21 protein-coding genes are annotated in these 26,996 nt (G+C 72.4%); 15 read left to right on the forward strand and 6 right to left on the reverse strand.

Annotated features, from left to right (window positions below; genetic code table 11):
- Nucleotides 1-84: 84 nt before the first annotated feature.
- Nucleotides 85-630, reverse strand: a complete 546-nt coding sequence (locus tag ACWEPF_RS26685; protein WP_452174507.1) for a GNAT family N-acetyltransferase — start codon at nt 628-630, stop codon at nt 85-87.
- Between the two features lie 156 nt (nt 631-786).
- Here ACWEPF_RS26685 and ACWEPF_RS26690 point away from each other — a divergent pair, with 156 nt between their 5' ends.
- Nucleotides 787-1,383, forward strand: coding sequence for a hypothetical protein (locus tag ACWEPF_RS26690; RefSeq protein ID WP_452174508.1), 597 nt, complete (start codon nt 787-789; stop codon nt 1,381-1,383).
- A 128-nt stretch (nt 1,384-1,511) separates the two neighbouring features.
- On the opposite strand, the gene ACWEPF_RS26695 is transcribed toward ACWEPF_RS26690, so the two are convergent.
- A complete protein-coding gene (locus tag ACWEPF_RS26695; protein WP_345289693.1) occupies nt 1,512-1,745 on the reverse strand; it encodes a DUF7848 domain-containing protein in 234 nt (77 codons plus the stop codon).
- Between the two features lie 28 nt (nt 1,746-1,773).
- On the reverse strand, nt 1,774-1,998 hold the full coding sequence (locus tag ACWEPF_RS26700) for a hypothetical protein (protein WP_452174509.1): 225 nt from the start codon (nt 1,996-1,998) through the stop codon (nt 1,774-1,776).
- Nucleotides 1,999-2,109: 111 nt separating this feature from the next.
- On the opposite strand from ACWEPF_RS26700, the gene ACWEPF_RS26705 reads away from it, so the two are divergent.
- Nucleotides 2,110-2,829 (forward strand): GntR family transcriptional regulator, encoded by a 720-nt coding sequence (locus ACWEPF_RS26705; protein WP_452174510.1) that lies wholly within the window; start codon nt 2,110-2,112, stop codon nt 2,827-2,829.
- A 176-nt stretch (nt 2,830-3,005) separates the two neighbouring features.
- The gene (locus tag ACWEPF_RS26710; protein ID WP_452174511.1) at nt 3,006-4,439 is read left to right on the forward strand and encodes a hypothetical protein; all 1,434 of its coding nucleotides are present in this window, start codon (nt 3,006-3,008) and stop codon (nt 4,437-4,439) included.
- Between the two features lie 111 nt (nt 4,440-4,550).
- Here the strand turns inward: ACWEPF_RS26710 and ACWEPF_RS26715 are convergent, their stop codons facing one another.
- The gene (locus ACWEPF_RS26715; RefSeq protein ID WP_452174512.1) at nt 4,551-4,919 is read right to left on the reverse strand and encodes a PRC-barrel domain-containing protein; all 369 of its coding nucleotides are present in this window, start codon (nt 4,917-4,919) and stop codon (nt 4,551-4,553) included.
- A gap of 266 nt (nt 4,920-5,185) precedes the next feature.
- On the opposite strand from ACWEPF_RS26715, the gene ACWEPF_RS26720 reads away from it, so the two are divergent.
- Complete coding sequence (locus ACWEPF_RS26720) at nt 5,186-7,051, forward strand: transglycosylase domain-containing protein (RefSeq protein WP_452174513.1); 1,866 nt, start codon at nt 5,186-5,188, stop codon at nt 7,049-7,051.
- Between the two features lie 187 nt (nt 7,052-7,238).
- Here ACWEPF_RS26720 and ACWEPF_RS26725 read toward each other — a convergent pair whose 3' ends face one another.
- Both ACWEPF_RS26725 and ACWEPF_RS26730 read right to left on the reverse strand, forming a co-directional pair.
- Complete coding sequence (locus ACWEPF_RS26725) at nt 7,239-8,501, reverse strand: hypothetical protein (protein WP_452174514.1); 1,263 nt, start codon at nt 8,499-8,501, stop codon at nt 7,239-7,241.
- Nucleotides 8,502-8,636: 135 nt separating this feature from the next.
- Nucleotides 8,637-11,135: a DEAD/DEAH box helicase gene (locus ACWEPF_RS26730; RefSeq protein ID WP_452174539.1), complete on the reverse strand. Its 2,499-nt coding sequence runs from the start codon at nt 11,133-11,135 to the stop codon at nt 8,637-8,639.
- A gap of 176 nt (nt 11,136-11,311) precedes the next feature.
- On the opposite strand from ACWEPF_RS26730, the gene ACWEPF_RS26735 reads away from it, so the two are divergent.
- The 11 genes from ACWEPF_RS26735 to ACWEPF_RS26785 all read left to right on the forward strand — a co-directional run bounded on the left by ACWEPF_RS26735 (nt 11,312) and on the right by ACWEPF_RS26785 (nt 26,988).
- A complete protein-coding gene (locus tag ACWEPF_RS26735; protein ID WP_449797417.1) occupies nt 11,312-12,154 on the forward strand; it encodes a nitrilase-related carbon-nitrogen hydrolase in 843 nt (280 codons plus the stop codon).
- An 11-nt stretch (nt 12,155-12,165) separates the two neighbouring features.
- Nucleotides 12,166-13,563, forward strand: coding sequence for a dihydropyrimidinase (gene hydA / locus ACWEPF_RS26740; RefSeq protein ID WP_452174515.1), 1,398 nt, complete (start codon nt 12,166-12,168; stop codon nt 13,561-13,563).
- Nucleotides 13,564-13,575: 12 nt separating this feature from the next.
- On the forward strand, nt 13,576-14,589 hold the full coding sequence (locus ACWEPF_RS26745; protein ID WP_449797419.1) for a TIGR03842 family LLM class F420-dependent oxidoreductase: 1,014 nt from the start codon (nt 13,576-13,578) through the stop codon (nt 14,587-14,589).
- A 292-nt stretch (nt 14,590-14,881) separates the two neighbouring features.
- Nucleotides 14,882-15,037, forward strand: a complete 156-nt coding sequence (gene lanA, locus ACWEPF_RS26750) for an SCO0268 family class II lanthipeptide (protein WP_345289681.1) — start codon at nt 14,882-14,884, stop codon at nt 15,035-15,037.
- 90 nt (nt 15,038-15,127) lie between these two features.
- Nucleotides 15,128-18,220: a lantibiotic dehydratase gene (locus ACWEPF_RS26755; RefSeq protein ID WP_452174516.1), complete on the forward strand. Its 3,093-nt coding sequence runs from the start codon at nt 15,128-15,130 to the stop codon at nt 18,218-18,220.
- A 121-nt stretch (nt 18,221-18,341) separates the two neighbouring features.
- On the forward strand, nt 18,342-19,667 hold the full coding sequence (locus ACWEPF_RS26760; protein ID WP_452174517.1) for a lanthionine synthetase C family protein: 1,326 nt from the start codon (nt 18,342-18,344) through the stop codon (nt 19,665-19,667).
- Nucleotides 19,668-19,754: 87 nt separating this feature from the next.
- Complete coding sequence (locus ACWEPF_RS26765; RefSeq protein WP_452174518.1) at nt 19,755-22,217, forward strand: DUF3376 domain-containing protein; 2,463 nt, start codon at nt 19,755-19,757, stop codon at nt 22,215-22,217.
- Between the two features lie 128 nt (nt 22,218-22,345).
- Entirely contained in the window at nt 22,346-23,173 is an 828-nt protein-coding gene (locus ACWEPF_RS26770; protein ID WP_449797422.1) for an isocitrate lyase/PEP mutase family protein, read from the forward strand.
- A gap of 212 nt (nt 23,174-23,385) precedes the next feature.
- Nucleotides 23,386-24,621 (forward strand): MFS transporter, encoded by a 1,236-nt coding sequence (locus ACWEPF_RS26775; protein WP_452174519.1) that lies wholly within the window; start codon nt 23,386-23,388, stop codon nt 24,619-24,621.
- A 103-nt stretch (nt 24,622-24,724) separates the two neighbouring features.
- Complete coding sequence (locus ACWEPF_RS26780; protein WP_452174520.1) at nt 24,725-26,203, forward strand: XRE family transcriptional regulator; 1,479 nt, start codon at nt 24,725-24,727, stop codon at nt 26,201-26,203.
- A 116-nt stretch (nt 26,204-26,319) separates the two neighbouring features.
- Nucleotides 26,320-26,988: a hypothetical protein gene (locus ACWEPF_RS26785; protein ID WP_452174521.1), complete on the forward strand. Its 669-nt coding sequence runs from the start codon at nt 26,320-26,322 to the stop codon at nt 26,986-26,988.
- The last annotated feature ends 8 nt before the right edge of the window (nt 26,989-26,996 follow it).

The raw sequence follows: 26,996 nt of genomic DNA on the forward strand, positions 1-26,996 counted from the left end.
GATCGTCAGATTAGGTAGCGGGCCCCTGCGCCGTTCAGGGCGACGCGCCCGGGTTGCCCCGGATGGCGCAGGCCGACCGAGAGGTCACGGCCCCTGAGGACGGTCGAGGCGGTAGACGTAGTGGCGGCGGTCGTCGGCGGGGTTGTCGGGCTCCAGGTCGGCCTCGACGTAGCGGTGGAAGCCGGCCTTCTCCAGGGCGCGCCAGGAGGCGCGGTTGTCGGCGTGGACGGGGATGACGAGGGCGGTCGCGGTGGGGTGGTCGGTCCAGGTGGCCTCGGCGACGGCGCGCAGGATGCGGGTGCCGAGGCCCTGGCCGGTCCGTTCGGGGCCGCCGATGAGGTAGTCGAGGGTCATGGCCCGTTCCGGGATCTCGGCCTGGTCGGCCAACTCGCCCATGTACTGCGGGTAGTCGGCGATCCAGCAGCGCTGCACCAGCGCGACCGGCTCCCCGTCCACCGCCACCAGGAGGTCCTCCGACGGCTCCTCGCCCCGGCTGGCCGGCCCGAAGTCCCGCTCGACCGCCTCGGGTGAGGTCTCGTGGTTCCACCAGCGGGCGACGTGCGGCCGGGCCAGCCACTCCGCGAGCAGCGGGAAGTCGGCGGTGGTCAGCCTGCGCCAGGTGAGGGTCATCAGGCCGTTGTCCCACACCAACGGTCGGCGCGCCAAAGGGATTTCGCCGGTCCTGCCGTCCCCCCAGGGAGTCCCCCTCAGGGGGCTGGTGCGGGTGGTGGCGGGACGGGGACGCTGGGGCTGTCGTGCGGGGAACTGTTGACCGAGGGGCTGCCGATGATGGACGAGACGCTCGACCGCTTCCTGTCCCGGTACCACTGCCGGGCGGTGCACCACATCACCGTCGCGGCGTCGCCGGAGCAGGTCTGGGCCGCCCTGTACGCCGTCACCCTGGCCGAACTGCCGCTGCCGCGTGCCCTGTTGAGGCTGCGCATGCTGCCCGCCCGGCTGCGCGGTGCGGGGCCCGGGCCAGTGGAGAGCGGCGTTCCGCTGGCCGAGCTGTTCCGGAGGGACGGCCGCTGGGTGACCCTGGCGGAGGAGCCGGGCCGGGCGCTGGTGCTCGGCCGGGCCGCGCGGTTCTGGCGCCCGGTGCCGGAGGGTTCGCCGCCGCTCCGGGACGCGGCGGGGTTCCTGGCCTTCGAGGTGCCGGGGTACGCCAAGGCCGTGATCTCGCACGAGGTGCGGCCGCACGGCGACGGCTCCCGGCTGGTGACCGAGACCCGGGTGCGCGGCACGGACGCCCGCTCCGCGGGGCTGTTCGCCGCGTACTGGTGGCTGATCCGCCCGGGGGTCGGGCTGATCAGGCGCAGCGCCCTCGCGGCGGTCGCCCGCCGGTGCGGGCCGCCCAGAGCTGGACGCGCTGGGGGGAGGTGAACGGCTCCGGGGTGCCGGCCAGGCAGCCGGTGCCGAGGCGGCGGAGCCAGTCGGAGTGGAGGGTGTCCCAGGCGCCCCAGAGTTGGGGGGCGTCGCCCTCGCGGGGGAGGGGGCGGGGTTCGTAGCGGTCAGGCATCGGGGGTCATCCGCCAGGGGAGAGAGGTGACGTGTTGGAAGGTGCGGTGCTCGGGGTGGGTGGTGAGGTGGGCGAAGGCCGCGCCGCGGGCGTCCTCGAAGTGGGTGGACGGCAGGGTGTTCCAGCCGCACGGGGCACCCTCCTCGTTCTCGCTGGCGCACTGGAACAGGTGCAGCGAGGGCAGCGCGTCGGGCTCCGGGTCGGGAGCGAAGGTCCAGCTGGACACGGGAGTTCGGTCCTCTCGGGTGGGGTGGTCAGTCGTCCGCGACCTCGGCCCAGACGGACGGCCTGCCGCCGTCGCCGGGGTCGGTGGTGCCGTACCCGGTGACGTGGGAGCCGCCGAGGACGGCCAGCAGGCCGGGCCAGCGCTCCGGCGGGACGTCGGCGAGCGGGAGGGAGAGATGGATCCGGGTGCCGTGGCGGGTGGCCTCGGCCAGGAGACCGGTGGCCTCCTTGATCGCCGCCTGGACCTCGGACACGCGTGCGCCGTGCACTCGCCCCCCTCTATGCGTAGGGCTTCACTATATGCATAGAGTAAGGGTGAGTGGATACTCTGTCACCAACCTGCGACAACTGGGAGGACGCGCCCCATGAGTGACGAGCCATCCCCTTACCTCCACGTCGCGGAGCGGATCCGCGAACGCATCGTCGGAGGGGAGTTCGGCTCGGGCGACAGGCTCCCGTCCCTCACGCAGCTGATGGCCGACTACGGCTTCAGCATCAGCGTCGGCCAGAAGGCGTACGGCCTGCTGGAGCAGGAGGGGCTGGTGGTCGCGCACCACGGGCGCGGCTACTTCGTCAGCTCGCAGGACGCACCCGCCCTGCTGATCCGCCGTCAGGGCGAGGGCGTCACGGGCTCCTGGCGCTCCGAATCCGCCACCGCCCGGGCCACCGAGACCGTCGCGGCCCGCCTGGAGATCGAGGCCGGCGACCCGGTCATGCACACCAAGTACGTCCACCTGCTCGACGGCGCCCCCTCCTACCTGATGGAGAGCTGGGAGCCGATGGCCGTCACCGGCGGCACCCTGGTCGTCCTCCCCGAAGCCGGCCCCTACGGCGGCATCGGCGTCGTCGCCCGGATGGCCGCCATCGGCATCGAGGCCGGCCCGCCGGTCGAGCGCGTCACCGCCCGCGTCCTCACCCGCGCCGAGGCCCAGACCCTCACCACCACCCCGGGCACCCCGGCCCTCGGCATCGAACGCACCCACCACGACGCCGTCACCGGCCGCCCGGTCGAGACCGCCGACCTCCTCCTGCCCGCCGACCGCTGGGCCACCGAGTACGGCGACCGCCCGCCCCGTCGCGGCTGATCCCGGGCGCCCGGGATCGCGGGCGGTGCCATCACCCGCCTGGATGCGGAGAGTAGGCAGGGCAAGGGTCGTTCGTGACCTAATGTGACCGGCGGGTCAGTGGTCGACCGGATCTGAGGGGTCGTCACCGGGCTTCCGCCGCGATGCTCCTGCGACCCCCGGATCGAGAGGCGCCCATGTTCGCCGCACGTCCCGCACGTCCCGCACCGGCTGCGCGCCGCGCCGCGCTGGCCGCCGCCGCACTGCTGGCCACCGCCGGCCTCCAACTCACCTCGGCCCCGCCGGCCACCGCCGAAGGCACCGCCGACGTCCTGCCGGGCAACTGCTCCGCCGGCACCCTCTCGCAGGCGGCGTCGGTCGGTCCGGTGACGATCGATCAGGGCGAGGCCGTCATCGTCTGCGACGGCGACCTGACCTCACCGCTGACCCTCCAGGACGGGACCGACCACAAGGTGCTGGTGCGCGGCGGCAGCGTCAGGGCCGCGGTGGACCTCGCCGGGAACGGAGCCGAGGACACCCTGATCGTGCTGGCCGTTCCGCAGGGAGGGTTTCCCAGTGCCAGGGCAGCCCTGCTGGGCGGCGGCAGCATCACCACCCACGGAGGCACCGCCGTCATCGGCCTGATGGGCAGTTCCGGGGGAGACAACGTCAGCTCGGGGGCGGCGGCGATCGGGGAGAGCGGCCGCGTGACCGTCGGCGGCGGAACGGCGACCGTCGTGGCCCACGGCGGCCAGGGGACCACCGGAGGCCCGGGGATCGGCAAGGGCGGCAGCATCACCGCTGAGGGCGGCAGCACCGCCGTCTCCCTCCGAGGAGGTCCGGGAGGGGCGGGCGGAACGGGCATCGAGTCCGGGGGGAGCGTCACCGCCCACGGGGACCTCGTGCTGGAGGCCAGGGGCGGCCAGGGTGACGTTGCGGCCGGCGGGCCGGGCTCGCGCGGCTCGGTCACCGTCGACGGTGGAACGGCGCTCCTGGCCTTCGACGGCGAACGTGGGGGTGTCCGGGGCGGAGCGGGGGTGTCGGGAGGCACGGTCGACACCACGGGCGCCAGTAGCGCGACCATCGGCATCTCCGGCGCGGACGGCCCCTACGGAGGGCCCTTCGACTTCGCGGGTGGGGGCGGTGCGGGCGTCGCGGACGGAGGCGTGGTGACGGGTGGCGACGCCTCGGACATCACGGTGACCGGTGGCCGGGGTGGCCTGGGCGGCAGCGCTGGAGTCGGAGGCGGCGGTGGGGGCGCGGCCGTCGGCGGCCGCGGTGGCTACGGGAGCGGGAGCACGAACCTCGGCACCGGCGAGGCCGGCGGCGCGAGCCGGGTGTCCGGCGGGACCCTCACGCTCACCGGCGGTGACGGCGGCAAGGGCGGTGGCAAGGGTTCTCGGGGCGGTGGGGGCGGCGGCGGTGGGGGAGCCGCAGTCGGTGGCGGAGGAGGAGGCGCCGGCGACAGCCGATGGAAGACCGGCGCGGCCGGCGGCGAGTCGGGCGATGCGTCCGCCACCGCCGCCGTCGAGCTCATCGCCCAGGGCGGTGCGGGCGGCGCCAGCAAGAAGGGCAATCCCGGTGCGGCCGGGGCGGAGAACGGCGCCGGTGGCAAGGGCGGCGACTACTGAGAACGGAGCGGTGAGCTCGCGGTGGAAGCGGGGTGGGGTCCGACGGTGCGCGTCGGACCCCACCCCGGTCAGTTCTGACGTTCGGTCACCGGCGTGACCGGCAGGCTCGGATCAGAGCAGCGGGCCGCCGCCGAACGGGGCGTAGTAGTGGGTGTACTGGTCGCGGTAGTCGGTGCCGGCCGGGGGGTCGGGGACGTACTCGGGGGCGTGCTTGATCTCGTCCTTGGTGCGGGCGACCTGGATGCGTTCCTCCTCGTGGTCGATGCGCAGGACGGTGCCGGCGGGGAGGAGCACGTGCTTGCCGAAGATCCAGGGGCCGGTGTCGACCACCAGGTGGCTGGCGTCGACCTCTTCGGAGAGGCGGTGGACCTTGCCGATGTGGCCGTCGCCGGCGTCGACCGCGTAGCCGACCAGGTCGGCGCCCGAGACGAGGCCCGAGGCGTCGCTGAACTGCCAGAGGCCGGTGGCGTCGTGGCTCATGGCTCTGTCTCCTCTCGTTCCCGCGCCGCGGCCGGTCGCCGGGGCGCGCTCTGCGGCCTCGCCTACCCGGCTTCCCGGGAGCCACTCCCGGGATGTGAGCGCGATCACGTGGCGGCGTCGGGACCTGAACGGGTGTGCGGTGCGTGTGTTGGTAGGGACGACTGGTGCGACTACCGACGAACGGGGAGACGACTGTGCGATGGCGACCGGAGTACCCACGGCGGGGGCGGCGCGGGGTGCGCCGCTGGTTACCGTCCTGGCGGCAGGTGCTCGGAACCGCGGCGCTGGGGACGGCCCTGGTGGGCGGGGCGGTGTGCTGGCGGTACGCGGTGACCGACATACCGAAGGACCTCAACTCCTTCGCCACCCAGCAGAACAACGTCTACTTCTGGGCGGACGGCACCGAGATGGCCCGCACGGGGCTGGTGAACCGTCAGGAGGTGCCGCTGGAGACGGTGCCGGAGTCGGTGCGGTGGGCGGTGCTGTCGGCCGAGAACGCGTCGTTCTACTCGGATCCGGGGATCTCGGTGAAGGGGATCGGCCGGGCGGCGCTCACGCTGGTGACCGGTGGCGACACCCAGGGCGGGTCGACCATCACCCAGCAGTACGTGAAGAACATCTACCTCAACCAGGAGCAGAGCCTGGGCCGCAAGGTCGACGAGGCCTTCATCGCGGTGAAGCTCGACCGCAGGCTGAGCAAGGACGAGATCCTGGCCGGCTACCTCAACACCAGCTGGTTCGGGCGCGGGAGTTACGGCATCGAGCGGGCCGCGCTCGCCTACTACGGCAAGCACGCCTCCGAGCTCGGCCCGAGCGAAGGCGCCTTCCTGGCGGCGGTGTTGAAGGGGGCGGGGCTCTACGACCCGGTGCTGAGCCCGGAGAACCGCAAGCGGGCGGTGGACCGGTGGTCCTGGACGCTGGACCGGATGGTGGAGACGGGCCACCTGAGCCGGGAGGAGCGGGCCCGGTACACCGAGTTCCCCGAGCCGAAGGAGCGTCAGCCGCAGACCGGGCTGAGCGGGCAGACCGGCTACCTGGTCGACCTGGCCCGCTCCTACCTGGAGGCCAACGGCGGGCCCTCGGCGGCCCAGCTCGACCTCGGCGGCTACCAGATCCGCACCACCTTCGAGCGGGAGCGGACCGCCGCGCTCGGCCGGGCGGTCGAGGAGCAGGGGAAGAAGCTGGACGCCGCCCAACGCCCCGCCGACGTCAACGTCCGGGTGGGGGCGGCGAGCGTGGCCAACGACGGCCGGATCCTCGCGCTGTACGGCGGTCCTGACTACCTCAAACAGGGGTTCAACAACGCCAACACCTCGAACGTGCCCGCCGGTTCGGCCTTCGGGCCGATCGTCTACGCGGCCGGCCTCGACCACGGGGCGCAGCGCAAGCGCGGTGCGGCCAGGACGCCCGTCACCCCCGGGACGCCGTACGACGGCAACGACGGCATCAACGTGATGACGCCGGAGGGGCCGTACTGGGGTCGCAACGGCAAGATCGTGACCGCCGTCAACGACGGGCGGCGCTCCTACGGCACCATCGCGCTGCGCACCGCCGTCGAGCAGTCCGTCAACGGCCCGATGGCCCAACTCGGCCTGGACGTCGGCCTGGACCTCGTCCGCCGCACCGCGCTCGACCTCGGCATCCTGCCCGCCACCCTGGGCGAGGCGGTCCCGGCCTTCGCCCTCGGCAACTCCCGGCCGAGCGCGATCCGGACGGCCGGGGCCTACACCGCTTTCGCCGACGAGGGCCTGCGGACGGACCCGTACTCGGTCAGCTCGGTGACCCGGGGCGGGGAGCCGGTGGCGCTCCGACTCCCGGCTGCCGCACGGGTGTTGAAGCCGGAGGTGGCGCGGCAGGTGGACGAGGCGCTCAAGGGGGCGGTGCGGGAGGGCACGGCGGGGGCGGCGCGGGCCGCCGGGCCGCAGGTGGCGGGCAAGACCGGCACCACCCAGGACCGGACGGCAGGTTGGTTCGTCGGTTACGCGGGCGGGGTGTCCACCGCCGTGACGGTGTTCCGGATGGACCCGAAGACCATGCAGCTGTCGAGCCTGGAGGGGCTGGCCGGGGCCGGCCCGGACACCCCGGACTGGAGCTATCCGGCGGCGGTCTGGGCCGGGTACGTGAACGCGTGAACGCGTGAACGCGTGAGCCCAGGGGCGCGAGGAACTGCGCGAGGCGGAAGGAGCTGGCCCGTCTGCCGGGTACGGACGCTCACGTGCAAGTGAATCCCCGTACCCGGCACTTGGGTCGCCTCCTACCGCTGCGCGCCCACGCGGCGGAGCCGCAAATCAGCAGAGCCTCGCGCCCCCGGTGTGACCCCTACTTGGCCCAGTCCAGGGGCTGCGCCGGGTCGAGCTGGCGGAGCTGGTCCAGGACCTTCGGGTCCTGGGCGTCGAGCCAGTCGGCCAGTTGGCGGAAGGAGACGCAGCGCACGCCCTCGCGGCGGCAGACCGACTTCACCACGTCCTCGATGGCCTGCATGTAGATGCCGCCGTTCCAGGTCTCGAAGTGGTTGCCGATGAACAGCGGTGCCCGGCTGCCGTTGTAGACCCGCTCGAAGCCGTTCAGGTAGCCGTCCCGGGTCTCCTTCAGCCAGGTGGGGTACTTGCGCGGGTCGCCCTCGGTGGTGTCGCCGGACTGGTTGGCCAGGAAGTTGAAGTCCATCGAGAGCACCTGGGTGGCGCGCCCGGGGTAGGGGAGCAGTTGGAGCGGGAAGTTCCAGATGCCCTCCTTCTTGACCGGCCAGACCTGGAACTCCCCGGTGGAGCTGGCGTCGTAGCGCCAGCCGTAGTTCTTTGCGGCGGCCAGCAGGTTCTTCTGGCCCTCCAGACAGGGGGCCCGGCCGCCGGCCAGGTCCTTGCGGAAGTCGAAGGGCAGCGGCGGTACGGAGGCCAGGCCGGTGTTGGTCTTCCAGTTCTCCACGAAGGAGTAGGCCTGGTCGATCTCCGAGCGCCACTCCTCGACGCTCCACTGGCCGCCGCCCTTGGCCTCGCAGAAGTGGCCGTTGAAGTGGGTGCCGATCTCGTTGCCCTCGCGCCAGGCCTCGCCCAGCTCGTGCAGGGTCTCCTCGATGTGGCCGTCGGTGGGGAAGGAGATCGCCGCCTCGCCCGGGGCGTGCTGCGGCGGGCGGTAGAGGGTGCGTTTGCTCTTGGGCACCAGGTAGATGCCGGTGAGGAAGAAGGTCATGTCCGCGTTGTTCTCCCGGGCCACCTTGCGGAAGCGGGAGAACAGGTGGTCGTCGTTCTCGAGCGCCCCGTCCCAGGAGAACACCACGAACTGCGGCGGCTTCTGACCGGGCGCCAGCTTCTCCACCGCCGGCTGGCCGGGCTGCGGCCCGGTGTAGGAGGTGGAGCCGTCGCCGATCACCCGGACCTGCCCGTCCCAGCTGGGCGAGGGGGACGGGGAGGGGGACGGGGTAGGGGCGGGAGCGGGTGGAGTGGTGGTGGCGGAGGCCGTGGCGCCCACCGTCGTGACGGCGGGTCTGCCGCCGCCGGCGGTGGTCACCGCCAGGACCACCGTCACGGCGGCCGCCACCGCCCCCACCGAGAGTCGTACCCGTCCGGTCCGCCCGATTCCTGCCACCGCTACCGCCCCTGGATGTCCTCGCTCGTGAACTGACGATCAGTCACAAGGACGCTTCGGGCGTGTGCGATGGTTACGTTCGGGCAGGGGGCTGCCCGTTCGGGCAGCCCCTCGTGCCCCGTCGGCCGTCAGTCGTCAGCCGTCCAGGCGGTTGACGGCGGTGACGCGCAGGACGGCGCGGCCCTCCTCGTCCGAGCCGTAGAGGTCGACCTCGGCGCTGATGCCCCAGTCGTGGTCCCCGGCCGGGTCGTCGAAGATCTGCCGCACCCGCCAGGAGCCCTCCTCCGGGTCCTCCTCGATCAGCAGCATCTTGGGGCCGCGGGCGTCCGGGCCGGTGCCCAGGTCGTCGTGCTCGTCCCAGTACGGGTCCATGGCGTCCGCCCAGCGGTCCGCGTCCCAGCCGTACTCGTCGTCCAACTCGCCCAGCTCGGACCAGCGTTCGAGGGCGCAGAGCTCCACCCGGCGGAACATCTCGTTGCGCACCAGCACCCGGAAGGCCCGGGCGTTGGCGGTGACCGGAGCGGGCTTTTCGTCGAGGCGGACCTCGGGGGTGGCCGGGTCGGTCGGGTTGGCCAGCTGCTCCCACTCGTCCAGCAGGCTGGAGTCGACCTGGCGGACCAGCTCGCCGAGCCAGGCGATGACGTCCTTGAGGTCGTCGGTCTTCAGGTCGTCGGGGACGGTCTGCTCCAGCGCCTTGAAGGCGCCGGCCAGGTACCGCAGCACGATGCCCTCGGTCCGGGCCAGCTCGTAGAAGCCGACGTAGTCCGAGAAGGTCATGGCCCGCTCGTACAGGTCGCGGACCACCGACTTGGGGGCCAGCTGGTGGTCGCCGATCCACGGGTGGGCCCGGCGGTAGACCTCGTAGGCGTGGGTGAGCAGCTCCTCCAGCGGCTTGGGGTAGGTGACCTCCTGGAGCCGCTCCATCCGCTCCTCGTACTCGATGCCGTCCCGCTTCATCTCGCCGATCGCCTCGCCGCGCGCCTTGTTCTGCTGGGCGGCGAGGATCTGGCGCGGGTCGTCGAGCGTGGCCTCGACCACCGAGACCACGTCCATCGCGTAGGCGGGGGACTCCTGGTCGAGCAGCTCGAAGGAGGCCAGCGCGAAGGTGGAGAGCGGCTGGTTGAGCGCGAAGTTCTCCTGGAGGTCCACGGTGAGGCGGACGATCCGGCCCTCGGCGTCCGGCTCCGGCAGCCGCTCGACCACGCCGCCGTCCAGCAGCGAGCGGTAGATGGCGATCGCCGTGCGGATGTGGCGGCGCTGGGCGGCCTTGTCCTCGTGGTTGTCCGTCAGCAGCTTGCGCATCGCCTCGAAGGCGTTGCCGGGGCGGCCGATGACCGAGAGCAGCATGGCGTGGCTGACCTTGAAGCGGGAGACCAGCGGCTCCGGGTCGGCCGCGATCAGCTTCTCGAAGGTCTCCTCGGACCAGGAGACGAAGCCGTCCGGGGCCTTCTTCCGGACCACCTTGCGCTTCTTCTTCGGGTCGTCACCGGCCTTGGCGACGGCCTTGTCGTTCTCGATCACGTGCTCGGGGGCCTGGGCCACCACCTGGCCGACGGTGTCGAACCCGGCCCGGCCGGCCCGGCCGGCGATCTGGTGGAACTCCCGGGCCCGGAGCATCCGGACCCGCTGGCCGTCGTACTTGGAGAGCGCGGTGAACAGCACCGTGCGGATCGGCACGTTGACGCCGACGCCGAGCGTGTCGGTGCCGCAGATCACCTTCAGCAGACCGGCCTGGGCGAGGCGCTCGACCAGGCGCCGGTACTTGGGCAGCATGCCCGCGTGGTGCACGCCGATGCCGTGCCGCACGTAGCGCGAGAGGTTGCGGCCGAACTTGGTGGTGAAACGGAAGCCGCCGATCAGGTCGGCGATGGCGTCCTTCTCCGCCTTGGAACACATGTTGATGCTCATCAACGACTGTGCCCGCTCGACGGCTTCCTTCTGGGTGAAGTGCACCACGTAGACCGGCGCCTGACCGGTCTTCAGCAGCTCCTCCAGGGTGTCGTGGATGTTGGTGCGGCGGTACTCGTAGAACAGCGGGACCGGGCGGGTGGCCGAGCGGACCACGGTGGTCGGGCGGCCGGTGCGGCGGGTCAGGTCCTCCTCGAAGCGACGGACGTCGCCGAGGGTGGCGGACATCAGCAGGAACTGCACCTGCGGCAGCTCCAGGATCGGGATCTGCCAGGCCCAGCCGCGGTCCGGCTCGGCGTAGAAGTGGAACTCGTCCATCACCACCTGGCCGATGTCGGCCCGGTCGCCGTCGCGCAGCGCGATGTTGGCCAGCACCTCGGCGGTGCAGCAGATGATCGGGGCGGTCGGGTTGACGCTGGCGTCACCCGTCATCATGCCGACCTGCTCGGTGCCGAAGACCTTCACCAGGTCGAAGAACTTCTCCGAGACCAGCGCCTTGATCGGCGCGGTGTAGAAGGTCCGCTTGCCCTCGGCCAGCGCGGCGAAGTGCGCACCGGCCGCCACCAGGCTCTTTCCGGAGCCGGTGGGGGTGGCGAGGATGACGTTGTTCCCCGAGACCAGCTCGATCAGCGCCTCCTCCTGGGCGGGGTAGAGCGTGATGCCGCGGTCCTGCGCCCATTCGGCGAAGGTCTCGTACAGCGCGTCGGGGGTGGCGGGCTTCGGCATCAGGTCCAGGAGGGTCACCGGGACATCTTGCCTGGTCGAGATCGTCTTGGGCAAAGGGGCGGGGGAGGGGATCGGAAGCGGATCAGGTGGGGGAATCCCGGCGGCGTCGGGCGCGTAATCCCCGGGTGCGAGTGGAAGAACTCCTAGCCTCAGCTCTCTACAGCGAGGAGCGGACGATGAGTCGAGTGGTACGCGCTGCCCTGTTCCAGACCTCCTGGGCGGGTGACCAGGAGGCGATGCTGGCGGTCCACGAGCAGGCGGCGCGGGACGCCGCCGCGCAGGGCGCGCAGGTCATCGGGTTCCAGGAGGTCTTCAACTCCCCCTACTTCTGCCAGGTCCAGGAGCCCGAGCACTACCGCTGGGCGGAGCCGGTGCCGGACGGCCCGACGGTGCGCCGGATGCAGGCGCTGGCCAAGGAGCTCGGCCTGGTGATCGTGGTGCCGGTGTACGAGGTGGAGCAGGCGGGCTTCTACTACAACACCGCCGCGGTGATCGACGCCGACGGGTCGTACCTCGGCAAGTACCGCAAGCACCACATCCCGCAGGTGAAGGGATTCTGGGAGAAGTACTACTTCAAGCCCGGGAACCTCGGCTGGCCGGTCTTCGACACCGCCGTCGGGAAGGTCGGGGTGTACATCTGCTACGACCGGCACTTCCCGGAGGGCTGGCGGGCGCTGGGCCTGGCCGGGGCGGAGATCGTCTACAACCCCTCGGCCACCAGCCGCGGGCTGTCGGCCTACCTCTGGCAGCTGGAGCAGCCGGCCGCCGCGGTGGCCAACGAGTACTTCGTGGCCGCGATCAACCGGGTCGGCACCGAGGAGTACGGCGACAACGACTTCTACGGCACCTCCTACTTCGTCGACCCGCGCGGGCAGTTCGTCGGTGACGTGGCGTCCGACAAGGACGAGGAGCTGGTGGTCCGCGACCTGGACATGGGGCTGATCGAGCAGGTCCGCCAGCAGTGGGCGTTCTACCGGGACCGCCGTCCGGACGCCTACGGCCCGCTGACGGAAGCCTGAGGGGGCGTCGGATGAGCAGGACGGTCATCCGCGGCGGCCTGGTGATCACCGCCGCCGAGGAGATGCACGCGGACGTCCTGGTGGAGGGCGAGCAGGTGGTGGCCCTGGCCGCCACCGGGAGCGACGCCGCCGACGCCTGGACGGCGGACCGGGTGATCGACGCCACCGGACTGTACGTGATCCCGGGCGGGGTGGACGCCCACACCCACATGCAGCTGCCGTTCGGCGGCACCGAGGCCAGCGACACCTTCGAGACCGGCACCCGGGCCGCCGCCTTCGGCGGCACCACCACCATCGTGGACTTCGCGGTGCAGTCGGTCGGCTCCTCGCTGCGGGCCGGGCTGGACGCCTGGCACGAGAAGGCGGCCGGGGTCTGCGCGATCGACTACTCCTTCCACATGATCCTGGGCGACGTCAACGACGCCAGCCTCAAGGAGATGGACCTGCTGGTGGACGAGGGCGTCACCTCGTTCAAGCTCTTCATGGCCTACCCCGGCGTCTTCTACAGCGACGACGGCCAGATCCTGCGGGCCATGCAGCGCGGCGCGGCCAACGGCGGGCTGATCATGATGCACGCCGAGAACGGCATCGCCATCGACGTGCTGGTGGAGCAGGCGCTGGCGGCCGGCCGGACCGACCCGCGCTACCACGGCGAGGTGCGGCGGGAGCTGCTGGAGGCCGAGGCCACCCACCGGGCGGTCAAGCTCTCGCAGGTGGCGGGCTCCCCGCTCTACGTGGTGCACGTCTCGGCCGCCTCGGCGGTGGCCGAGCTGGCGAAGGCCCGGGACGAGGGGCTGCCGGTCTTCGGCGAGACCTGCCCGCAGTACCTCTACCTCTCCACGGACAACCTGGCCGAACCGGGCTTCGAGGGCGCCAAGTACGTCTGCTCCACGCCGCTGCGCCCGCGCGAGCACCAGGCCGCGCTCTGGCGGGGCCTGCGCACCAACGATCTCCAGGTGGTCTCCACCGACCACTGCCCGTTCTGCTTCGTCGGGCAGAAGGAGCTCGGGCGCGGGGACTTCTCCAAGATCCCGAACGGGCTGCCGGGCGTGGAGAACCGGATGGACCTGCTGCACCAGGCGGTGCTGGACGGCCACCTGACGCGGCGTCGGTGGATCGAGATCGCCTGCGCCACCCCGGCCCGGATGTTCGGCCTCTACCCGCGCAAGGGCACCGTCGCCCCGGGGGCCGACGCCGACCTGGTGGTCTACGACCCGGCGGCCGAGCAGACGGTCTCGGCCGCCACCCACCACATGAACGTGGACTACTCGGCCTACGAGGGCCGCCGGCTCACCGGCCGGGCCCGCACCGTGCTCTCCCGGGGGACGGTCGTGGTGGACGACGGCGTGTACCTCGGGCGGCCCGGCCACGGCCGGTACCAGCCGCGCTCGACCTGTCAGTACCTCTAGAGGAGCGTGACCTTGGACATCGGACTCGTCCTGCAGACCGACCCGCCGGCCCGGCTCCTGGTGGAGCGGATGAAGCGGGCCGAGGCGGCCGGCTTCACCCACGGGTGGACCTTCGACTCGGTGGTGCTCTGGCAGGAGCCGTTCGTCATCTACAGCCGGATCCTGGCCGAGACCTCCCGCCTGACCGTCGGCCCGATGGTGACCAACCCGGGCACCCGGACCTGGGAGGTGACGGCCTCGCTGTTCGCCACCCTCAACTCGATGTACGGCAACCGCACCGTCTGCGGCATCGGGCGCGGCGACTCCGCGATGCGGGTGGCCGGCCGCCGGCCCGCCACCCTGGACCGGCTGTCGGCCGCGATGCACGCGATCAAGGAGCTCGCCGAGGGCCGGGAGGCCGAGGTGGACGGCAGCCCGCTGCGGATCCCCTGGGTCGAGGAGGGCGCCGAGCTGCCGGTCTGGATGGGTGCGTACGGGCCCAGGGCGCTGGACCTGGCGGGCCGTCAGGCGGACGGCTTCATCCTGCAGCTGGCCGATCCCTTCCTGACGGAGTGGATGGTCAAGGCGGTGCGCTCGGCAGCCGAGAAGGCGGGCCGGGACCCGGCGGGCATCACGGTCTGCGTGGCGGCGCCCGCCTACGTCACCGAGGACGACTCGCCGCAGGCGCTGGCCCACGCCCGCGAACAGTGCCGCTGGTTCGGCGGCATGGTCGGCAACCACGTGGCCGACCTGGTCGGGCGCTACGGCGAGCACTCGGGGCTGGTGCCCGACGAGCTCACCGACTACATCCGCGACCGCAAGGGCTACGACTACTCCCACCACGGCCGCGCGGACAACCCCGACACCGCCTTCGTCCCCGACGCCATCGTGGACCGCTTCTGCCTGATCGGCCCGCCCGAGGCGCACCTGGCCAAGCTCCGGCAGCTGCGCGAGCTCGGCGTCGACCAGTTCGCGGTCTACGCGATGCACGACGCGATCGAGGGGACCATCGACGCCTACGGCCGGGAGGTGATCCCCGCCCTCTGACCCGACCGGTTCCGGCCAACGGTGGCATGTGCCGCAGGAAAGGGACGGTGGTGCGTTTACGGCCTGATGGTGGACCGCCAAACGTTCGGGCCGGTCACCACGGCGACGGGTGGTGCGGACGGTGCTGGTGGGGCTCCGGTGCTGGTCCGGGGCGGGTGGTGAAGGTGTGTCAGCTTGGCCGGTACGGGACTCACCGTGGGGAAAGTGTGCGGGGAATGGTGTGACTGCGGGGACGAACTACCGAACGTTTCGTCGAGGGCCCGCAGCCCCCACACATCCCTTGGGAGGGATCATGCGCGACGAGATCATGTTCCAGGACGACGCGGCCGACCTGGACCTGGACCTGCGGATCTCCGAGGTCTCGGAGGGGACCCAGCAGTTCGGCCAGGGCACCTACACCTCGCCCAGCAGCTACGCGATCGGCACCCGCTGCCCGGTCTGTTGCTGAGTGACTGAGTGACGGACGCGGAGCGGGCCCCCGGCCCGCTCCGCGTCCGCGTGTACGGGGTGAACGGCAGCCAGGACGGGGACGGACGCGGTGCGAGCTGAGTGGGACATCTTCGAGGTGCGGGAGCCGGTGCTGGTGCGGACGGCGAGCACGCCGCGCGCCGAGGCCGAGGCCCGGATCGACCCGACGGCACCGCTGGCCGGGATACGGGAACTGGCCGGCCGGCCGCTGCTCCGGCAGGCGGTCGAAGTGGCCAGCGGAAGCCTGGAGTCGAGCCTGCGGCGGCTGGCGGAGGACGAGGGCGCCGCAGCGCTCGGCCGCAGACGCACGCTCAGCGCGGCCCGCACCCTCACCCGCTACGCCCGTCGCTCCGGCGGACGCCCGACCCCCTTCGGCCTGTTCGCCGGCGTCGGCCGGGCCCGCTTCGGCGAGGTGGCCAAGGCCGGCCCGGTCGGTCCGGGACGGGTCTCGGTCCGGGTGGACGGCGGCTGGCTGCACCGGCGGGTGCTGGACTGGCTGGCCGTGCCCGAGGTGCGCCGCCGGGTGGACGTGGTGCTGGACGACCTGGCCGTGCTCCGCGACGGCCGCCTCACCCGGGACGCCGAGGGCCGCGAGGTCTCCGTCCGGGACAACGCCGTGGTCGCCGCCGTGCGCGAGCGGGCGGGCGCCGCCCCGGTCGGCTACGCGGCGCTGCTGGCGCACCTGACGGAGCGTTTCCCCGCCGTCGGCGCCGAGCGGCTGGACGGACTGCTGGCCGGGCTGGTCCAGCACGGCTTCCTGCGGACCTCGCTCACCCCGCACCGGATCGACACGGCCCACCTGGACCGGATCGAGGCGGCGGTCGATGGCGCGGTGCCCGGCGCGGCCGAGGGCCTGCGGGCCGTCCGTCGCGCGGCCGCCGCGCACGAACGCGACCTGCCGGGGGAGGGCCGGGACTCCTGGCGGGCGCTGGTGGCGGCCGTCCGCGCCCTCGACCCGGCCGACCCGGCCGCCGACGAGCACCAACGGCCGCCCGTCCAGGTCGACCTGACCTTTCCCGGGGAGACGGTGCTGCCCGCCTCGGTGGGCGAGGAGGTGCGCCGCTACGCCGCCGCGGTCTGGGCGATGACCCCGGAGTGGGGCAGCCTGGCCCACCTGCGGGACTACCGCGACCGCTTCGTCGAGCGCTACGGCACCGCCTCGGCCGTCCCGCTGGCGGACCTGATCGACCCGCACCGGGGCCTGGGCCTGCCGCCCGAGTACACCGCCGAGGACCCGTACCCCCGCACCGGCCCCGGTGCCGAGGCCGACCGGCCGCGCCGGGCCGCGATCGCCGAACTCGTGCAGCAGGCCGTGCTGGAGGGCGGTGACCTGGTGCTCACCGACGCCGACGTGCGGCGGATCGGGCGGCTGGCCGAGCACGACCCGTCCGCCCGGCCGCCGCGCACCCTGGAGCTCTGCTTCCAGCTGCTCGCCGAGGGCACCGACGCCCTGGACCGGGGCGAGTACCTGCTGCTCGGCAGCCCACACATCGGCTCCTGGACGGCGGGCGCGACGGCCGGGCGCTTCGCCGAGGCCGCCGGGCTGACCGACTCGCTCGCCCGGCTGGTGGCCGAACCGGCGGACCAGGACGCGCTGTTGGCGCAGCTGGAGATCGCCCCGACCGACCCGCGCTCGCTCAACATCGTCCAGGTGCCGCGGCTGCTCCCGCACCGGATACCCGTCGGACTGCCGGACGACCGGACGGACCCGCACTGCCTGGACTGGCGCACCCTGCTGGTCGCCGCCGGGGCCGACGGCCTGCGGCTGCTGCACGGCCCGACGGGCCGTCAGGTGGTCCCCGTGCTGCCGCACATGCTGGCCCTGGACGCCCAGGCCCCGCCGGTGGCCCGCTTCCTGGTCGAGCTGGCCGCCGCCCGGCCCCGGGTCTGGACCGGCTGGGACTGGGCCGGGCTGGACACCCTGCCGTACCTGCCGGCCGTCCGCTACGGGCGGGTGCTGGTCTCCCCGGCCCGCTGGCTGGCCGGGCGGCGGCTGCGGGAGGCGGCCGGGACCGCCGGGACGGCCGCCTGGGAGGGCGAGCTGGGGGAGTGGCGGCGGCGGTACCGGGTGCCGGACCGGCTGCAGATCGCCCGCAACGACCAGATGTACCCCGTCGACCTGCGCGAACCCTGGGACCGGGAGCTGCTGCGCTCCGAACTGACCGCCGCCCAGCCGAGGTTCGTGCTGTACGAGGACCTGACGGCCGATCCGGCGCGGCTGGGGTGGAACTCCGGGCACGCCACCGAGATCGTGGTCCCGCTGGCCCGGGCCGGTGCGCCCGTCCCCCGTCCGCCGGCCGAGGAGCGGGCGCCGCTGCGGCGCGCGCCGAGCGCGGTGTTCCTGCCGGGGGAGGAGTGGCTGCACCTCAAGCTGTACGCCGAACCGGCCTCCCACGACGCGCTGTTGGCCGCGCACCTGCCCGCCCTGCTGGCCGAGGTGGAGGAGGACGTCGACCGCTGGTTCTTCCTGCGCTACCGCGACCCGCAGCCGCACCTGAGGCTGCGGCTGCACAGCGCCGACCCGGTGGCGCTGCACGGGCGGGTGCTGCCCGCGCTGGCGCGCGGCGTCCGGCGGCTGGTCGAGGCCGGGGCGGTGCGCACCGTCCTGCTCGACGGCTACCGGCCGGAGAGCGACCGGTACGGGGGCGAGGCGCTCCAGGAGGCGGTGGAGCGGCTCTTCCAGACGGACAGCCGCTCGGCGCTGGTGCAGCTCGGGGCCCGGCGGGCCGGCGCGGCGGCCGTGCCGGACGAAGTCCTGGCGGCCTTCGGGCACGGGCTGTTGCTCGCCTCCCTGGGGGACTGGGACTGGTGCTCCTGGGTCGACCACGCCTTCACCAAGGGCCCGGACCACGAGCTGTACCAGCGCCACCGGGCGCTGGCCGACGGGCTGCTGCGGCCGGGCGGCTTCGCGGAGGCCTGCGAGCGGTTGGGGATGCCGCAGCTGACGGCGGTGTGGGGCTCGGACGCGCCGCGCACCTACGGGGAGTCGATCCTCGCGGCCCCGACGGCCGACCGGGACGAGGCGCTGCACTCCCTGCTGCACATGCGGCACAACCGCCTGTTCGGTACCGACCCCGCGGCGGAGGCGCGCGGCTACGCGGTGCTGCGCGGTGCCGCGCGGACGGTACTGGGCCGTCGCCGTACGGGCGCGGGCGCGGGGTGAGGCGGACACGGGCCGTGTCCGCCGCGCGCTTCCGCGCCGCCCCGGCTGTGCCTGCGCCGCACCGCACGGCGGTTCCGTTCGGTTTTGCTCCGGATCCCAACTCCCTTGGAAGGAAAGCCCGATGACCACTCCTGACCGTGCCGATCTGCGCGAGCGGGCCGGGGCCGTGTCGGCGGCCGTGCTCGACCGGCTGGCCGATCCGGTGGCGACCGCCGCCGCGACCGCGATCCCGGACGAGGCGGCGGAGGGCGGACGGGGGGAGAACGTCTGGGCCGAGCTGACCCTGGGGAGCGGGAGCCCCGGGCTGGCCATCGCGTTCAGCGGCGGGGCCTGGCCGGCCGAGGCGCGCGCTGCCCGGGCGCACGCGTACCTGGGGCAGGCGACCAGGGCGGTCGCGGAGGGCGGCACGGTGGCCAGCGGGATCTTCAAGGGGCCGGGAGCGCTGGCCTTCGCGGTGCTGCTGGCGCACCGGGCCACCGGAGGCTACGTCTCCGCACTGCACCGACTCGACGACTACCAGCGGGAGTTGGTCCGCACCGCGCTGCCCGCCGTGACCGACGCCCCGCTCACCACCATCGGCCACTACGAGGTGGTCCGCGGCATGACCGGGGTCGGCCGGTACCTGCTGGCTAGGGCGGAGGTCTGCGGGCCGGAGCTGGAGGCGGTGCTCGGCTACCTGATCGGGCTCTCCCTCGGCGAGGTGGAGCACCGAGGCCACCGGGTGCCGCGCTGGTGGTCGCTGGACGCGCCCCGGACCGGCTCCGAGGCCGAGTTCCCCGACGGTCACCTCAACCTCGGCATCTCGCACGGCGTGGCCGGCCCGCTCGCGCTGCTCGCACTGGCCTGGCGGCAGGGCGTGCGGCTGCCCGGCCAGGCGGAGGCGATCGAGGCGGACGCCGCGCTGCTCGCCCGATGGGCGGTCCGCGACGCCCGGGGGCCGTACTGGCCGCCGCACCTGACGCTGCGCCAGTACCTGGCCGGCCCCGAGGCCTTCGACGCCCCGCCCGGCTGGCCGTCCTGGTGTTACGGCGCCCCGGGCGTCTCCCGCGCCGTCCAGCTCGCCGGCCTGGCCCTCGACCGCCCGGAATGGACCGGCCTGGCCCGCCGCTCGGTGGAGCGCCTGCTCACCACACCCCTGGACACCTGGGGCCTGCACGACCACGCCCTCTGCCACGGCTGGGCCGGAGCCCTGCACCAACTCGGCCGGCTGAACGAGGAGTTCGGCGAGGAGCGGATCGAACGCGTCCGCGACCAGCTGGCCGCCCGCCTGGTCTCCTCCTTCGACCCCGCCCTCCCCTTCGGCTACCGCTTCACCATGACCAAGGCCGACTACGGCAGCGACGTCTCCGGCTACCTGGACGGCGCGGCCGGCGTCGCCCTCGCCCTGGACTCCTACGCCACCCGGGGCACGGACTCGGGCTGGGACATGCCGCTGCTGCTCTCTTGACCCGATCGGATGAACAATCGGTTCCGATGCGAAGGACACGCTTCCTATAGCGCGCGGAGTAGCCAACTTCCGCCCTAGCGTGCCGATATGGCAGATGATTACCCCGTCAGGCACGAGACCCGCCTCGCCCTCGTCCTCAACGGTGGGGTCAGCCTCGCCGTTTGGATGGGAGGAGTTGTTCACGAGCTGGATCTGCTTCGGCATGCAACCAGCGGTGCCAGCGAGGACACCGTCCGGCCGGAAGACCAGCCGGTGTTCCGGATCTGGAAGCGGCTTGCGGCGGCGGCTCGGACGCGTGTGGTCATCGATGTGGTGGCTGGCTCCTCGGCAGGGGGGATCAACGGGATGATGCTGGCCACCGCGCTCGGCCGGGGGGCCCGCCTGCCGTACCTGCGCGAGGTCTGGGACGAGTCGGCATCCCTCGGTAAGTTGCTGGAGCCTCGGTCGGGCAACAGTGTGCTCAGTGGCGAGGCCTTCCAGTCCAAGCTGACCGAGGCGGTCAACAGGATCGGCCTTGGCGCGGACTGCACCCAGACCCCTGTCACCCTGTACCTGCCGGCCACCTCCGTGGACGGCCGCCCACGGTCGTACCTGGACGGGTTCGGCAACCAGTTCGAGGTGCACGATCACCGGCGGCTCTACTGCTTCCGGCACGATGTCAAGGCTGTCGACTACGTGCAGCAGAGGGACGGCAGTTGGAAGTTCGTCAACGCCGAGCGGGCGGACTTCCGAACCGACAAGGACATGGCCTTGGTGCAGGCCGCACGGGCGAGCGGCAGCTTTCCGGGGGCCTTCCCGCCCGTGAGCGAGTACCCGCTGATGGATTTCCGGTTGCAGCCGCGCGCGTCCCTGGACGACCCCGCAAGCGATGTGATGGATGCCGGGGTGCTCAACAACGCCCCCTTCAGCCCGGTGCTGGAGACGATCTCCCAGCGGACCTTCGAGAATCCGGTGCGCCGGGTTGTGGTCTACGTCGTCCCTTCGTCGGGCCTGCGTGAGCGGCACGACGACGAGGAGCCGCCTCGGGAAGACAAGTGGTTCCGGACGGCGCTCAGCGCGGCACGATATCCGCAGGAGGTGGACTTCCGGACCAGTACCGAGGAGTTGTGCAACCGTCTTGCCAACAGCACCAGGGACATTCAGCTCGACCTCCTCGACCGTGTCGGGAAGGATGACGTCCTCGCCAAGGAGCTTGATCTGATTGCGGACAAGCTCTTGGGCGAGTACCGCCGCAACCGCGCCAGGGCCGTCCTCTTCGAGGTGCGAAGGCAGCTCGCGGACGAGCGGGCGGAGGTCTCGTTGGTAGTCACTCCGGAAGCGGATGCCGCCCAGCTCGACCGGATCATCGACCGGGCACCGGTGCCGCGCGGTGCGTCCAGGCCAGCAGTGGATCCTGAGGCCGGGATCCCGGCCCCGAACTGGGTGCCCTCTAAGGACTCGGTGTCGATCTTCCGCCCGTTCGACAACCAGTGGCGCTGGGGTCTGGTTACGGCCGAGCGTGTCCTGCAGTACCTCAGCGTTCAGCTGCACCTCCGGCTCAACGAGATCGACGAGCGCAAGGATTCCGAGCAGCACGCCGGGGCCCTGGAAAGCCTGGCCACGGGAGCTCGGCAGGTGACGGACCGTTTGCGCAAGCTGATGGCGATTCAGCGTGCCTACCTCACCGAGTTGCGTCGGCGGAGTTCGGACCGGGAGCTCTCGGACGAGGAGACGGCGGATCTGATCCATGCGGTCTTCGAGGACCTGGACGTCCCGGACCAGCTGCTCAATCTGATCCGTCTGGCGGCCATCGATTACACGAAGGCCTTGTCCTTGGCTGGACTGCCGAGCCGGCAAACTCCGGAGAAGACCGTCGCGACCTGCCTGGCGATCGAGGTGGTCACTCGGGCCTATGCTCCCCCGTGGAAGCTGCTCGACCCGCTTATGCCCGAGTTCGAGTTCCTCCGGCTCGGGCCGGACAAGATGAGTCGGCTCTTCAACGAACAGCAGTACGCCGGGCTCGGTGACCGCAAGCTCTACGGAATCCGGTTCCAGCACTTCGCAGCCTTCTTCAACGGAAAGTGGCGCCACAACGACTTCGCCTGGGGGCGGCTGGACGCGGCTCACCATCTGCTGCATCTCTTCCTGCGCACCGAGGACGAGGAGTTCCGCCAACTGGAGCGGGAGCTGCATGAGGCCGTCCTGCTCGCCGAGGCGCCTGCCGGGGCGGAGCCGCGTCAGTGGATGCTGGACCATCTGACCCAGTTGCGAGGGCAGGCCGACAACACCCTTCTGCACAAGGCTACTTCCAACGAGAGCGGACTCAAGGTGGTCGAGCAGCTCGGCGACTCTGTGCTCGACCTGTTGGGCCTCAAAGGTGGATGGAAGAGGTTCATCGCTCGCAGTTTCGTCGCCCTCGCGTTTGTGTTCTATAGCACTGGGCAAGCGGTGACGCCCGTGCGCGCGGCACGACGGGCATTGCTGCTCATGTTCGGCTTGGCTCTGCTTGTGGGTGGCGGGTTCATCTGGGCGCTGTTCGTGACCCTGTTCGTGCTGGTGCGCCGTTCTTGATAGGCGGCCGGGCACAGCGGGCCGGTGAACGCAATCGAACGTGATGGAGTGCGTTCGCCTGTGTTGACCGTCACATGACCGCCTCGGGACGATACCGCCCAAATGCTCCAGGGAGAGGTGTGTTCATCGTGACGGATAGTCAGCAGTCCAGGGCCGTCGTGCTGCGGGAGTTGCACAAGGACGGCGTGCTGGTGCTGCCGAACGCCTGGGACGCCGGAAGTGCGGCGTTGATCGCGCGGGCGGGGGTCAAGGCGATCGCCACCACCAGCGGCGGGGTGTCGTGGTCGCAGGGGAAGCCGGACCAGCAGGCGCTGAGCCGGGACGAGATGGTGGAGCAGGTGCGCCGGATCGCGGCGGCGGTGGAGCTGCCGGTGACGGCGGACGTCGAGGGTGGGTACGGGCCCGCGCCGGAGGACGTGGCGGCCACCGTGGAGGCGGTGATCGCGGCCGGTGCGGTCGGGATCAACCTGGAGGACTCCAAGCCGGATTTCACGCTGTTCTCCGCCGAGGAGCAGGCCGAGCGGATCCGGGCGGCCCGCGCGGCGGCCGAGCGGGCCGGGCTGCCGGAGCTGGTGGTGAACCTGCGCACCGACGTGTTCCTGTTCGGGATCGGTGAGGAGGCGGGCCGCGCGGACGACGTGCTGGCTCGGGCCGCCGTCTACGCCGAGGCCGGGGCGGACGGCCTCTTCGTACCGGGGCTGCTGGACCTCGCGGTGATCGCGGAGCTGGTCGAGGGCCAGCCGCTCCCGGTCAACGTGATGGCCGGGCCGGGGGCGCCGACGGTGGCCGAGTTCGAGGCCGCCGGGGTCCGCCGGGTGAGCGTGGGCACCGCCGTGGCGCAGGCCGCGTACACGCTGGCGCAGCGCGCGGCCGAGGAGCTGGTGACCCACGGCAGCTACAACGAGCTGGCCGGGGCGCTGGACTTCGGCACGGTGAACGGCGCCTTCAGCCGCTGACCCGGCTGACGGCCGGCCGGCCGGCGGCCCGGTGGACGACCGGGTTGGATGACCGGGTTGATCGGCAGGGTTGATCGGCCGGGCCGGTCAACCCTGTCGGTCAATCGCCGACTCCGCTGCAATGACCGGAAGTTGAGGCGGGTGGGTGGCCAGGGAGCCGCCCGCCCGCGCACCACATCCGAGCACAGCCGGCAGGGAGCGAGGACGAGCCAGTGACCACCACGGCCGAGAGCGGCACGACGAAACCGGCACCACCCCCACCGGGGGTGTTCGCCACGCTGCGGCAGACGCCGGTCTCCGTCCGGTACCTGCTGGGCGGTGTCCTGATCAACCAGATGGGCGCCTTCGTCCAGACCTTCCTGGTGCTCTACCTGACGGCCCGTGGGCTGTCGGTCGGGCACGCCGGACTGGCCCTGACCGCCTACAGCGTCGGAGCGGTGCTCGGCACCATCCTGGGCGGCGAACTGGTCCAGCGGTACGGCCCCAGGGCCACCATCACCGGGGCGATGGCCACCTCGGCGGTGATCCTGGTGCTGATCCCGACCCTCAGCGGTGCGGGCCGGTTCCCGCTGCTGCTGGTGGCCGTGGCGCTGGCCGGCCTGGCCACCCAGAGCTACCGCCCGGCGGCCTCGGTGCTGCTGAGCGACCTGATCCCGGCCGAGCACCGGGTGATGGGCTTCTCGATGATGCGGATCGCCCTGAACGGCGGCGCCGCGCTCAGCCCGCTGATCGCGGCCGGGCTGATCCTGCTCGACTGGGACCTGCTGTTCTACCTGGACGCGGCCACCGCACTGGTCTACGCGCTGCTCGCGCTCACCCTGCTGCCGAAGGTGGCGGCGCCGGTGGACGAGGACGAGGAGGAGAAGGGGCCGAAGGGCGGCTACGGGACGCTGCTGCGCGACCGCAAGTACCTGGCCTTCCTCGCCTCGGTGCTGCTGGGCTCGGTGATCTACGTCCAGTACACGGTGGCGCTGCCGCTGAAGATCAGCTCCGAGGGGCACCCGACCGCGCTCTACAGCACGGTGCTGACCGCCTCCTCGGTGATCCTGATCAGCTGCGAGCTCAAGCTCACCAGCTACGTGAAGCGCTGGCCGCCGTACCTGGCGGGCGGCGTCGGCACCGCGCTGATGGCCCTCGGGGTGGCCGGGTACGGCCTGCCGTTCGGCTCCGCGGTGACGATCGTGCTCTGCACGGTGGTGTTCGTGTTCGGCGTGATGATCAGCGGGCCGACGATGTTCGCCCACCCGGCCACCTACCCGGCGGCGGTGAAGGCCCGTTACATCGCGGCGCACCAGGCCGGGTTCGGGGTCGGGCTGGCGCTCGGCCCGACCCTGGGGGTGCTCGCCTGGAGCACGCTCGGGAACGGGATCTGGTGGGTCTGCGGGGTCGTCGGCCTGGTGGCCGCGCTCTGCGCCCACCTGGGCATGCGGGGGGCGAACGCCGCCTGACGCACCGACACACGGGGGAGTGGACCGCGGGGAGACACCCGGCGGTCCACTCCCCCGTCTGCGTACTTCCTCCTTGATCAGGACGAGGGAAGGGGATGGGCACATGGGGAGACCCGAGAGACCGGTGGACGCCTCGGGCGGAGCGGTGGCGGAGTTCGCCGACCGGCTCCGCCGTCTGCGTACCGAGGCGGGCAGCCCGACCTACCGGGACATGGCGCGCACCGCCATGTACTCCGCCTCGGTGCTCTCCAGCGCGGCGAACGGACACCGCCTGCCCACCCTCCAGGTCGCGCTGGCCTACGTCGCCGCCTGCGGCGGCGAGCGGGAGGAGTGGCGGCGGCGCTGGCTGGAGGCCGCGGCGCGGGGCGGCGTGCCGGTGATCGGCAGCCGGCCGGCGGCACCCGCCGACGCGGTGCAGGAGGAGCCCGGCGCCTCCGGGTTGACCTCGTGGATGAACGGCCGGGCGCCCGGGCGGGAGCGTACCGACCTGCCCGGAACGGGCGCGGACGAGGCCGCAGGCGCGAGCCCGTACGTGCTGCCGGTGGCCCCGGACCACGCGGCGCCGCCCGGCGGCCCGTCCGTGCCCGTCCAACTACCGCTCCGCCCGCACGGGTTGGTCGGTCGCGAGGCCGAGCTCGGACGGCTCGGCGGCCCCGGCGGGAGCCCGGTGGTGATCAGCGGGCCGGTCGGGGTCGGCAAGAGCGGGCTGGCGCTGCGGCACGCGCACGACCTGGCCCCCGCCATGGTGGACGGTCAGCTCTACGCCGACCTCGGGCCGCTGGCCGAGCAGGACTACGACCTGTCCGGACTGCTCGGCTCCTTCCTGGCCGCGCTCGGCGTCGAGTGGCCGCGGGTCCCCGTGGCGGCCGACCAACGCGCGGCGCTCTACCGCTCGTTGATCGCCCGCCGCCGGGTGCTGGTGCTGCTGGAGAACGTGCACTGCGAGCGCCAGGTGCGGCCGCTGCTCACCGACAGCGCGACCAGCACCACCCTGGTCGTCAGCCGCTCCGCCCTGCTCGGCCTGCGCGACGTCCGGCGGCTGCGACTGGACCCGCTGGACCGCGCCGAGTCGCTGCGCCTGATCGCCGCCGTGCTGCCGGAGCGGGCCGGGGCCGATCCGATCGCCGCCGACCGGCTGGCGGAGCTCTGCGGCGACCTCCCGCTGGCCCTGGACATCGCCACCCGCAAACTGCTGCCCCGCCCCGAGCTGCCGCTGCGCTGGGCGGTGGCACGACTGGCCGAACCGGCCGCGCTGCTGGACTGGTTGGCCGTCGGGGACCTCTCCATGCGGGAGTCGCTCAACTCCGCCCACCTCGCCCTCGGCACCGCCGCGGCCGAACTGCTCGACCGCCTGGCCCGGATCCCGGTGCGCGAACTCTGGGCCCAGGAGCCGCTGCTGGCGGAGCACGAGGAGCCGGTGCAGGAGCTGGTGGAGGCCGGCGTGCTCCGGCACGGCGAACGCCCCGGCGGCCACCGGCTCGACCCGCTGGTCCGCGCCTTCGTCCTGGACCGCGACCCGGCGCACAACCTGCTGCCCCGCCGCACCCGCCCCTTCCCGCAGATCCGCCCGGCGTCGGGTTAGGCCCTCTCTTCCGGATCGTCGAGCCTCAGGAACCACCACCTTCATGAGCTGCCTGTCCGAGTCGTCCTCTAGGGTGCGCAACGGCGTGTCCGACTGGTCGGCAGGAAGGCAAGGGGATGACGGAGGCGTGGGATCGACTTCGGGCGATCATGGGGGAGCCGCTCTACGTCCCGGCCCGGGTTCCGTGGGAGCTGGCACCCGTTGAGATGGGTGTCCAACTTCCCTCGGATTACCGAGCGTTCATCGACCTGTACGGCGGGGTGGTGCTGAATGGCGAGTGGGGTGTGGACACCCCGACAGCGGAATCGCACGGCATCGAACCGAGTGGTCTGGCCTGGTGGCGCTACGACACCGATATCAGCTTTCGCGATCAGGTCGAGGGCGAGGAACACCGGTGGGGGCAACCGGGCCCCACGCCGATCTTCCCGGACCCGGGCGGCCTGCTGCCCTGGGGCTGGAACAGCAACCACGACCAGTGCTGTTGGCGGACGATCGGACCGGATCCCGACAAGTGGCCGGTGACGGTGTTCTTCGAGGACCGGCTCGATCACTTCGGCGGTGGCTTCGCGGACTTCCTGGTGACCGTGCTGACGGGTGGGTACGCCGCCGAGGCGGAACTCCTGGTGCGTGCGGACCCCGCGGTGTGGGGCCCCGCAACGCCCCGGCCGCTCTGGTCGCCCCGCCGTGACTGGACCGGCAGGGATTGGGGCGCCGAGTGGGGCGCCACCGGATTCACGGCGTCCGGGTCGACGGAGATGCCCTGGGCCGGCAGCCCCAGGGGCTGAGGGTGGTG

Source organism: Kitasatospora sp. NPDC004289 (assembly GCF_053602875.1).

Excerpts from the sequence above, each read along its gene's own strand:
- ACWEPF_RS26715 (WP_452174512.1), bottom strand. The coding sequence starts at position 4,919 with ATGAGCCACGACGCCACCGGCCTCTGGCAGTTCAGCGACGCCTCGGGC.
- ACWEPF_RS26760 (WP_452174517.1), top strand. The coding sequence starts at position 18,342 with ATGACCACTCCTGACCGTGCCGATCTGCGCGAGCGGGCCGGGGCCGTG.
- ACWEPF_RS26685 (WP_452174507.1), bottom strand. The coding sequence starts at position 630 with ATGACCCTCACCTGGCGCAGGCTGACCACCGCCGACTTCCCGCTGCTC.
- ACWEPF_RS26780 (WP_452174520.1), top strand. The coding sequence starts at position 24,725 with ATGGGGAGACCCGAGAGACCGGTGGACGCCTCGGGCGGAGCGGTGGCG.
- ACWEPF_RS26735 (WP_449797417.1), top strand. The coding sequence starts at position 11,312 with ATGAGTCGAGTGGTACGCGCTGCCCTGTTCCAGACCTCCTGGGCGGGT.
- ACWEPF_RS26730 (WP_452174539.1), bottom strand. The coding sequence starts at position 11,135 with ATGCCGAAGCCCGCCACCCCCGACGCGCTGTACGAGACCTTCGCCGAA.
- ACWEPF_RS26690 (WP_452174508.1), top strand. The coding sequence starts at position 787 with ATGATGGACGAGACGCTCGACCGCTTCCTGTCCCGGTACCACTGCCGG.
- ACWEPF_RS26705 (WP_452174510.1), top strand. The coding sequence starts at position 2,110 with ATGAGTGACGAGCCATCCCCTTACCTCCACGTCGCGGAGCGGATCCGC.
- hydA (WP_452174515.1), top strand. The coding sequence starts at position 12,166 with ATGAGCAGGACGGTCATCCGCGGCGGCCTGGTGATCACCGCCGCCGAG.
- ACWEPF_RS26785 (WP_452174521.1), top strand. The coding sequence starts at position 26,320 with ATGACGGAGGCGTGGGATCGACTTCGGGCGATCATGGGGGAGCCGCTC.
- lanA (WP_345289681.1), top strand. The coding sequence starts at position 14,882 with ATGCGCGACGAGATCATGTTCCAGGACGACGCGGCCGACCTGGACCTG.
- ACWEPF_RS26710 (WP_452174511.1), top strand. The coding sequence starts at position 3,006 with ATGTTCGCCGCACGTCCCGCACGTCCCGCACCGGCTGCGCGCCGCGCC.
- ACWEPF_RS26765 (WP_452174518.1), top strand. The coding sequence starts at position 19,755 with ATGGCAGATGATTACCCCGTCAGGCACGAGACCCGCCTCGCCCTCGTC.